This window comes from Mesorhizobium sp. M7A.F.Ca.CA.002.09.1.1 (assembly GCF_003998555.1).
Lineage (GTDB): Bacteria > Pseudomonadota > Alphaproteobacteria > Rhizobiales > Rhizobiaceae > Mesorhizobium > Mesorhizobium ciceri.
Map to the genome: position 1 here is coordinate 1 of NZ_RZRR01000139.1, position 8,644 is coordinate 8,644.

Annotated in this window: 8 protein-coding genes; 3 read left to right on the forward strand and 5 right to left on the reverse strand. The window is 61.8% G+C overall.

Annotated elements, in window-relative coordinates; genetic code table 11:
- Positions 1 to 807 (forward strand): cysteine desulfurase-like protein (locus EN994_RS08885; protein WP_127307488.1); only part of this gene is annotated, 807 nt, incomplete at its 5' end.
- A gap of 128 nt (positions 808 to 935) precedes the next feature.
- Entirely contained in the window at positions 936 to 1,376 is a 441-nt protein-coding gene (locus EN994_RS08890) for a hypothetical protein (RefSeq protein ID WP_063169939.1), read from the forward strand.
- A 523-nt stretch (positions 1,377 to 1,899) separates the two neighbouring features.
- Here EN994_RS08890 and EN994_RS08895 read toward each other — a convergent pair.
- The 5 genes from EN994_RS08895 to EN994_RS08915 form a co-directional block, all read right to left on the reverse strand.
- Entirely contained in the window at positions 1,900 to 2,730 is an 831-nt protein-coding gene (locus EN994_RS08895; protein ID WP_063169937.1) for a dipeptide ABC transporter ATP-binding protein, read from the reverse strand.
- Positions 2,730 to 3,584 (reverse strand): ABC transporter ATP-binding protein, encoded by an 855-nt coding sequence (locus tag EN994_RS08900; protein ID WP_024503389.1) that lies wholly within the window; start codon positions 3,582 to 3,584, stop codon positions 2,730 to 2,732. Before EN994_RS08900 ends, EN994_RS08895 begins: the two co-directional genes overlap by 1 nt.
- Positions 3,585 to 3,586: 2 nt before the next feature.
- Positions 3,587 to 4,441, reverse strand: coding sequence for an ABC transporter permease subunit (locus tag EN994_RS08905; RefSeq protein WP_224618710.1), 855 nt, complete (start codon positions 4,439 to 4,441; stop codon positions 3,587 to 3,589).
- A 70-nt stretch (positions 4,442 to 4,511) separates the two neighbouring features.
- The gene (locus EN994_RS08910; protein WP_063169936.1) at positions 4,512 to 5,519 is read right to left on the reverse strand and encodes an ABC transporter permease subunit; all 1,008 of its coding nucleotides are present in this window, start codon (positions 5,517 to 5,519) and stop codon (positions 4,512 to 4,514) included.
- 50 nt (positions 5,520 to 5,569) lie between these two features.
- The gene (locus tag EN994_RS08915) at positions 5,570 to 7,162 is read right to left on the reverse strand and encodes an ABC transporter substrate-binding protein (protein WP_013527993.1); all 1,593 of its coding nucleotides are present in this window, start codon (positions 7,160 to 7,162) and stop codon (positions 5,570 to 5,572) included.
- Positions 7,163 to 7,615: 453 nt separating this feature from the next.
- Between EN994_RS08915 and EN994_RS08920 the strand changes: the two genes are divergently transcribed.
- The coding region (locus EN994_RS08920) for an AMP-binding protein (protein ID WP_164745844.1) at positions 7,616 to 8,644 on the forward strand (1,029 nt) is incomplete at its 3' end.

Genomic DNA, 8,644 nt, shown 5'->3' on the forward strand with positions numbered 1-8,644 from the left:
GTCTCGGACCGCACCCGCCTGGTCGCCTGCACGGTCACGGCGCACTCGATCGGCTCGATCGTCGATGTCGCTGCGGTGGCTGGGATCGCGCATGCGGCCGGCGCCGAAGTGTTCCTCGACTGCGTGCATTACGGGCCGCATGGACTGATCGACGTGCAGGCCTGGGATTGCGACTATCTCGTCTGCTCCGGCTACAAGAATTTCTCGCCGCATATGGGCTTCCTGTGGGGCCGTTTCGAAACGCTGAAGCGGCTGCCGACCTTTCGCGAGGACTTCATCCCCGACGAGCCGCCCTACAAGGTCGAGGCCGGCACCTTCATCTACGAGAACGTTTCCGGCATGGATGCGGCGGTGCAGTATCTGGAACTGATCGGCCGCAATCTGGCGCCGTCCAACAACCGCTCCCGACGCGAAAACATCGTTGCCGGCATGGGCGCCATCCGCGACTACGAGCTGGTGCTGGCGCGCGAGATGCTGGCCGTGCTGAAGGATTGCGGGGCAACCATCTACGGCGTTGCCGACGAGGCGCGCATCCATGAGCGCGTGCCGACCTTCTGCTTCAACATCGGCAAACTATCGCCGCAGCGGGTCGTCGAGGAAATGGCCGAGATGCAGATCGGCATCCGCGACGGCCACATGTACGCGCCACGGCTGATGAAGCGTCTCAACCTCTCGATGGACAGCGGCGCCATCCGCGCCTCGTTGGTCCACTACAACACGGTCGAGGAAGTCCGGCGCTTCGGCGAAGCTCTGCGTGCGATTGTCGCGAAGTTGTCCCGAGCTGCGGCCTTCGGGCCGGTCGAGTAGTAGGCTGCGGCTACATTGGGGGTCGTAATCCTGGGGTCTGCGCGACGCTTCGCCCTAGGCCCTGTACTGATAAATGAAAAAGGACTGCGATAGGTGGAAAACTGCCCTCCCAGCATGCAAGATGGCTGATGGCCAATTTATCGTTCCAGCACTTGAACACCGATTGGAATGCCGAGCCCAATGCTCCTGACATAGAGCTGGTAGTCGAAGGCAACAGCGTCCGCCTTTCCTTTCGTCTTAACCCGTGGGCCTACAGTGCCGAGCCTGGAGAAATTGCGACGCTACGATTCCTCGGCTGCAGTCGTTTTCGTTGGGACGCGACGAACGATCATGCATGGTTTGCAGGAAAAGGGCTTTACGGCGGTCAGGCTCCGAAATGGGGCGAGTTCTACGAGGTTATGGGCGACACTCGGGTCGTCGAGGATGACGATTGGGATGTCTTGTCGGCGGATTTGCCGACCTCCCGTCAATTCCTGTTCTACTTCCGTGACGACACAATTGAGATCGTGGCTCAAGATTGGTTGCTGACACGGGAAACACCACTGGCCGCTGAGGACCCCTCCGGCTGAGACTTTCATACTGCGGCGGAATCTGATTCAGACTCCGCAATAATATGAAGGTCCCGGTCGAAAAACGACTCCATTGCGGATCTACACCCAAGGATATATGCTGTCGCAGCGCGCCTAGGCATCCCGCTTCACCATCGCGCATGTTCCATGAAAGTAAAGAATAGATTCGACTCGCTCATGCACGCGGTCTGTGCTGGTCATGGGTATTGCGGAGGAATGCACGGCGACAAATTCATGCATGTCACCGATTTTATCCCTCAATCCGGTGATGTCACAGCGGACCAATTCGTGGAATGGGTCTTTCTAGCTGAAATTGAGAACAAGAGTGAGCGAATGTCCCCCAGATGGGATCGGCATCGCCAAAGGATACGAAGCTATTTTGTTGAGTACATGGGATCAGACGTCATCGATGCCAGCCAATTAAAATGGGGTGTAGAGGGCTAAGCCAGCCCCTTTGCCCTGCTTCCCAATCATCGCGGTCATACTGCATTTATGAGTTCACGACCTAGGATGACGAAAAGCCTCAGGCGGCCTTCTTCTTCGCCAGCCTCGCTTTGATCGACGCGACGTCGGCGCGCGGCGTCGCGGCGAACAGCGTCCTGGTGTAGCTGTGCTTGGGGTCGGCGAAGACCTCGTCGCGCGAGCCGTATTCCACCGCTTCGCCGAAATACATCACCATCACATCGTCGGCGATGTAGCGTACCACGGACAGATCGTGGCTGATGAAGACGTAGGTCAGCTGGAACTCGTCCTGCAGGTCGGCGAGCAGGTTGAGCACCTGCGCCTGCACCGACAGATCGAGCGCCGAGACCGGCTCGTCCAGCACCAGCAGGCTCGGATTGAGCATCAGCGCGCGGGCAATGGCGATGCGCTGGCGCTGGCCGCCGGAGAACATATGCGGATAGCGATTGTAATGTTCGTGACCGAGCCCGACCTTCTTCAGCATCTTCATCGCCAGGTCGCGCCGCTCGGCCGCCGGCTTGTCGGTGTTGATCAAAAGCGGCTCGCCCAGCACGTCGCCGATCTTCTGGCGCGGATTGAGCGATCCGTAGGGGTTCTGGAAGACGATCTGCACCTTGCGGCGCATCTCCTTGGTCAATCCGCCCTTGGCGATGTCGACCTTGTTGCCGTCGATGAACAATTCGCCCGATGTCGCCGGATCGATCAGCGTGATGATGCGGGCAAGCGTTGACTTGCCGCAGCCGCTTTCGCCGACAATGGCCAGCGTCTTGCCCTTGTCGACCTTGAACGAGACGCCCTTGACCGCGTGCACGGTGCGCGGCCCGGTGAACAGGCCGCCGCCGATGTGGTAGTCGCGGACGATGTTCTTGCCTTCGAGAACCGTGGTGCTCATCAGGTGGCTCCCGCAGCAGAAGGCGCCGGCTCGAACATCATGTCGGAAACGGTCGGCAGCCGGTCGCCGACGGCGTTTTCCGGCAAGGCCGACAACAGCGCCCGCGTGTAATTGCTCTTTGGCGATTCAAACAGCGACAGCACGTCGGCCTCTTCCATCTTGCGGCCCTTGTACTGGACGATGACGCGGTCAGCGGTCTCGGCCACCACGCCCATATTGTGGGTGATCATGATCAGGCCCATGCCGTATTTGGCCTGCAGCGAAACCAGCAGATCGAGGATCTGCTTCTGGATGGTGACGTCGAGCGCCGTGGTCGGCTCGTCGGCGATCAGCAGTTTCGGATTGCAGGCAATGGCGATGGCGATCATGACGCGCTGGCACTGGCCGCCGGACATCTGGTGCGGGAAGGAACTCAGCCGCTCTTCAGGGTCGGCGATGCCGACCAGCTTCATCAGTTCGATGGCACGCGCCCGGCGCTGGGCGCGGTCCATGCCCATGTGGAAGCGCAGCACCTCCTCGATCTGGAACCCGACGGTGAAGCACGGGTTGAGGCTGGCGATCGGCTCCTGGAAGATCATCGAGATGTCCTTGCCGACGATCTTGCGGCGTTCGGACGGGCTGAGCTTCAGCAGATCGACGCCGTCGAAGGCCATGCGGTCGGCCTTGACGGTTGCCGTGTTGGGCAACAGCCCCATCACCGCCAGCATCGACACCGACTTGCCGGAGCCGGACTCGCCGACGATCGCCAGCACTTCGCGCGGCTCGATCGACAGGTCGATACCTTGCACGGCCATGAACGGTCCGGCCGCGGTGTCGAAGGAAACGGTGAGGTTCTTGATCTCGAGCAGAGGCATGCTCAGGACCTCTTCAGCTTGGGGTCGAGCGCGTCGCGCAGACCGTCGCCGATCAGGTTGATGGCAAAGACGGTGATCAGGATGGCGAGGCCAGGGAAGGTCACCACCCACCAGGCGCGCAGGATGAACTCGCGCGCTTCGGCCAGCATGGTGCCCCATTCCGGCGTCGGCGGCTGCGCGCCCATGCCGAGGAAGCCAAGGGCCGCCGCCTCGAGGATGGCGTTGGAGAAGGACAGCGTCGCCTGCACGATCAACGGCGCGATGCAGTTTGGCAGGATGGTGACCAGCATCAGCCTGAGATGGCTGGCGCCGGCGACCTTGGCCGAGACGACATATTCGCGGGTCTTTTCGGCCATCACGGCGGCGCGGGTGAGCCGGGCGAAATGCGGCTGCAGCACGAAGGCGATGGCGATCATGGCGTTGACGAGGCCGGGGCCAAGCACCGCGACCAGCACCAGGGCCAAGAGCAGCGACGGGAAGGCCAGGATGATGTCCATGATGCGCATGATCAGCGTGTCGACCCAGCCGCGGCAGTAGCCGGCGAGCAGGCCGAGGATGACGCCTGAAATCAGCGCTGACGTGACAACGACGAAGCCGATGGCGAGCGAGAAGCGCGAGCCGTAGATCAGGCGCGACAGCATATCGCGGCCGACGGCGTCGGTGCCGAGCAGGAACTGCGCATTGCCGCCCTCCTGCCAGGCCGGCGGCGTCAGGAAGAAGTCGCGGAACTGATCGTCCGGCGAATGCGGCGCCAGCAGCGGCGCGAAAATGGCGATCAGGATCAGCAGCGCGAAGACGAAGAGCCCGATCACCGCGCCCTTGTTGACGGAGAAGTAATGCCAGAACTCGCCGAACATCTGCAACCTGGCGTCCTGCGGCTTGACGACGGTCGCGGCTTCGATGGTGGCGGGGCCTTCATTGCTCATGTCAGTTGGCCCGGATGCGTGGGTTGATGACGGCGTAGAGCACGTCGACGATGAGGTTCACCGACATGACGATCAGCGCGATCAAAAGCAACCCGCCCTGCACGGTGAAATAGTCGCGCTTGGAAATGGCGTCGATCATCCATTTGCCGATGCCGGGCCAGGAGAAGATGCTCTCGGTCAGGATGGCGCCGGTGAGCAGCGTGCCGACCTGCAGGCCGATGGTGGTGACGACCGGGATCAGCGCGTTGCGGAAGGCGTGCAGGCCGATGACCCTACGCGGCGCCAGGCCCTTGGCGCGCGCGGTGCGGACATAGTCCTCACCCAGCACCTCGAGCATCGCCGAGCGCGTCTGCCTCGCGATGACGGCGAGCGGAATGGTGCCGAGCACGATGGTCGGCAAGATCAGGTGCGACAGCGCCGAACGGAAGGCGCCCTTCTGGCCCGAGATCAGGGAATCGATGGTCATGAAGCCGGTCACCGGCTTGAAGAAGTAGAGGAGGTCGATGCGGCCTGAAACCGGCGTCCAGTGCAGCATGCCGGAGAACACGATGATCAGCAGCAGACCCCACCAGAAGATCGGCATGGAATAGCCGGCCAGCGCCGTGCCCATGGTCAGTTGGTCGAACCAGGAGCCGCGGCGGATGGCAGCGAAAATGCCGGCGGCCACACCCAGGATGACGGCAAAGATCATGGCGAAGATGGCGAGCTCGACCGTTGCCGGAAAGCGGACAAGGAAGTCCTTGAGCACCGGTGTCTTGGTGGAAAACGAGGTGCCGAAATCACCGCCGAGGATGTTCGTCAGATAGGTCAGATATTGTTGCCAGATCGGCAGGTCGAAACCGAACTGGTGCATGAGCGCCGTGTGGCGTTCGGGCGACAGGCCGCGTTCGCCCGCAAGCACCAGCACCGGATCACCGGGCAGGATGCGCACGAAGCCAAAGGCGAGGATGGTTATCCCGATGAAGGTCGGGATGATGAGGGCGAGCTTGCCGAGGATATAACGCAGCATGGCGGGCGAGTGGGGGCGTCACCACATGGTGGCGCCCCCGTTTCGCAACCTTATTCGGCGATATCGACGCCGTCGAAGCGGTGGATACCGAGCGGATCCATCGCAAAGCCGGTGACGGTCTTCTGCATCGGCATGAACACCTTGGAGTGAGCGAGCGTCGCCCAGGGTGCCTGTTCCTTGAAGATGACCTGTGCCTGTTCATAGAGCTTGGTGCGCTCGGCCTGATCCGAAACGGTCTTGGCCTTGTTGATGAGCGCATCGAAGTCCTTGTTGCACCATTCCGCGCGGTTGTTCGAACCGACGGAAGCGCAGCTCAGGAGCACGCCGAGGAAGTTGTCCGGATCGCCATTGTCGCCGGTCCAGCCGACGATGACGGCGCCGTCGTGATCGACCGCGGAAGCGCGCTTGAGGTATTCACCCCAATCGTAGCTGACGATCTCGACGGTGACGCCGACCTTGGCGAAGTCCGCCTGGATCAATTCGGCGGTGCGGCGCGCGTTCGGCATGTAGGGGCGCGACACCGGCATGGCCCAGACGTTCATCTTGAGGTCCTTGACGCCGGCCTCTTCAAGCAGCTTCTTGGCTGCATCCGGATCGTACGGATCGTCCTTCACTTCCTTGTTGTAGGACCACATGGTCGGCGGGATCGGGTTGACCGCCACCTGGCCGGCACCCTGGAAGACCGCGTCGATGATGGCCTTCTTGTTGATGGCCATGTTGAGCGCCTTGCGCACGCGCACGTCGTCGAACGGCTTCTGCTGGGTGTTGTACATCAGCGCGCCGACATTGAGGCCTTCCTGCTCCTCGACCTTCAGGTTCGCATCGGCCTGCAGGCCGGCGATGTCGGCCGGTGCCGGGTACGACATGATGTTGCATTCGCCGGCCTTGAGCTTCTGTGCGCGCACGGCCGGATCGGTGGTGATGGCGAAGACCAGATCGTCGATCTTCTGCTTGCCGCCCCAATAGTCCGGGTTGGCCTTGTAGCGGATGGCGGCGTCGGTCTGGTAGTCGACGAAGATGAACGGGCCGGTGCCGATCGGCTTCTGGTTGAACAGCTCAGGCGTCTTGTCGGCCTGCAGCTTGTCGGCATATTCCTTGGAGACGACGGAGGCAAAATCCATGCCCAGCGTCGGAATGAAGGTGATCGCCGGCTCCTTGAGGGTGAACTTCACCGTCAGGTCATCGACCTTCTCGACCTTGGTGATGTTGTCGCCGAACTGGTCATTGTAATACTGGTAGGCAATGCCCGGAATGTACTGGAACCAGGGACCGTTCTTGTCGACCTGACGTTCGAACGAGAACACCACGTCGTCGGCGTTGAAGTCGCGCGTCGGGGTGAAATAGTCGGTGGCGGCGAACTTGACGCCCTTGCGCAGCTTGAAGACATATTCCTTGCCATCGTCGGAGATCGTCCAGCTTTCGGCCAGGCCCGGCGAGGTCGTCGTCTTGCCGTGATCGAATTCGACGAGGCGGTTGAAGACGGTGCGCGAGGACGCGTCGAACGTCTGGCCTGCGGTATACGGCGCCGGATCGAAACCTTCCGGCGAAGCTTCCGCGCAGTAGACCAGAGTTTTCGCATTGGCCATGCCGCCCAGGACGCTTGCAGCCAGCAACGCGGCTGCAAAAGTCAGCTTCTTATTCATTGAGCACTCCCTGATGTTCTTCCAAGCCCCTCTATCAGGCTCGCGAAGCGCGCATATAAGCACCGTTTTTCCGGCTTTGGAACACCCCGTTTGCTTACCCCGCGGGAAGCAGGAAAAAAATCCGCAACTTTGCCAAATTGCAGAAAAAATTAGCCGTTTCTTCCGTTCACGAGATTATTAACAGCCGAATTTTTTTATTGATCGCCAGGCTGACGATATAAATGTTCCCGGCGCTTCCGAGCGGCCGTGGGATGCGTCAGGACACCGCCTGGAGCGCTGGCGGCGGCAAAGACTTTCGACGGCAAATCTTTCGCCGCGTTGCCGCAAGGGCAAGACTTGCACGCTCACCAAGGGAGGCAATACATAGGGTGTAGCGGCCGCAGCGGAGGACGCCCTTGCCAATTCAGGGGCGAGTGCGGCACGGATGAACAAGACTTGTCCAGGGAGGAACGGTTGGCAAAAGCATCAAGGACGACGGCGCCGGTGAAAGCGGGAGCCAAGGCGCCGTCGAAAGCAGCCGGTACTGCCAAGCCGAAAGCACCCGTTGCCAAAGCCGCCAAGCCGAAGGCGGCCGCGGCACCTGTAAGGGCAAGCACAAAGCCGGCGGTGAAAGCCCCGGCCAAGGCTGCGGCCGGAAAGACGGCGCCGGGGCGTAAAGCGGGTGCGGCAAAGCCCGCTGCCAGGCCGGCCTCGAAGGCCGCGGCAGCGGTGAAGGCCCCACCGGCGGCAAAGCCGGCCGACGCCACCGCCAACCGATTGCCGAAAGCGCTGACGGCGCTGGCCGCCGGCTTGCCGGAAAAGCCGTGGCTCAAGAGCTATCCGAAAAACGTGCAGGCGGAGATCGGCGCCCTGCCCTACAGCTCGATCGGCGATTTCCTCGTCGCCGCCTGCAAGCAGTTTTCCGCGCAGCCGGCCTTCACCTGCATGGACAAGTCCATCAGCTACACCGATGTCGAGCGGCTGTCGGCGGCCTTCGGCGCCTACCTGCAATCGAAGGGCCTGCAGAAAGGCGCGCGCGTCGCGCTGATGATGCCCAACGTGCTGCAATATCCGGTGGCGATGATGGCGATCTTGCGAGCGGGTTATGTGGTGGTGAACATCAATCCGCTCTACACGCCGCGCGAGCTCGAACACCAGCTGAAGGATTCCGGGGCGCAAGCCATCGTCATCCTGGAGAACTTCGCCAACACCTTGCAGGCGGTGATCGCCAGGACCGCGGTCAAGCATGTGGTGGTCGCCGCGATGGGCGACATGCTTGGCGGGCTGAAGGGCACAATCGTCAATTTCGTCGTGCGCCGCGTGAAGAAGATGGTGCCGGCATGGTCGCTGCCCGGCCATGTCAAGTTCAATGCCGCCATGAAGGCCGGCGCCGGTATGGGCTTCAGGCCGGCCAAGGTGGCAGCCGACGATGTCGCCTTCCTGCAATATACGGGCGGCACCACGGGCGTCTCGAAGGGCGCCACGCTGCTGCACAGCAACGTG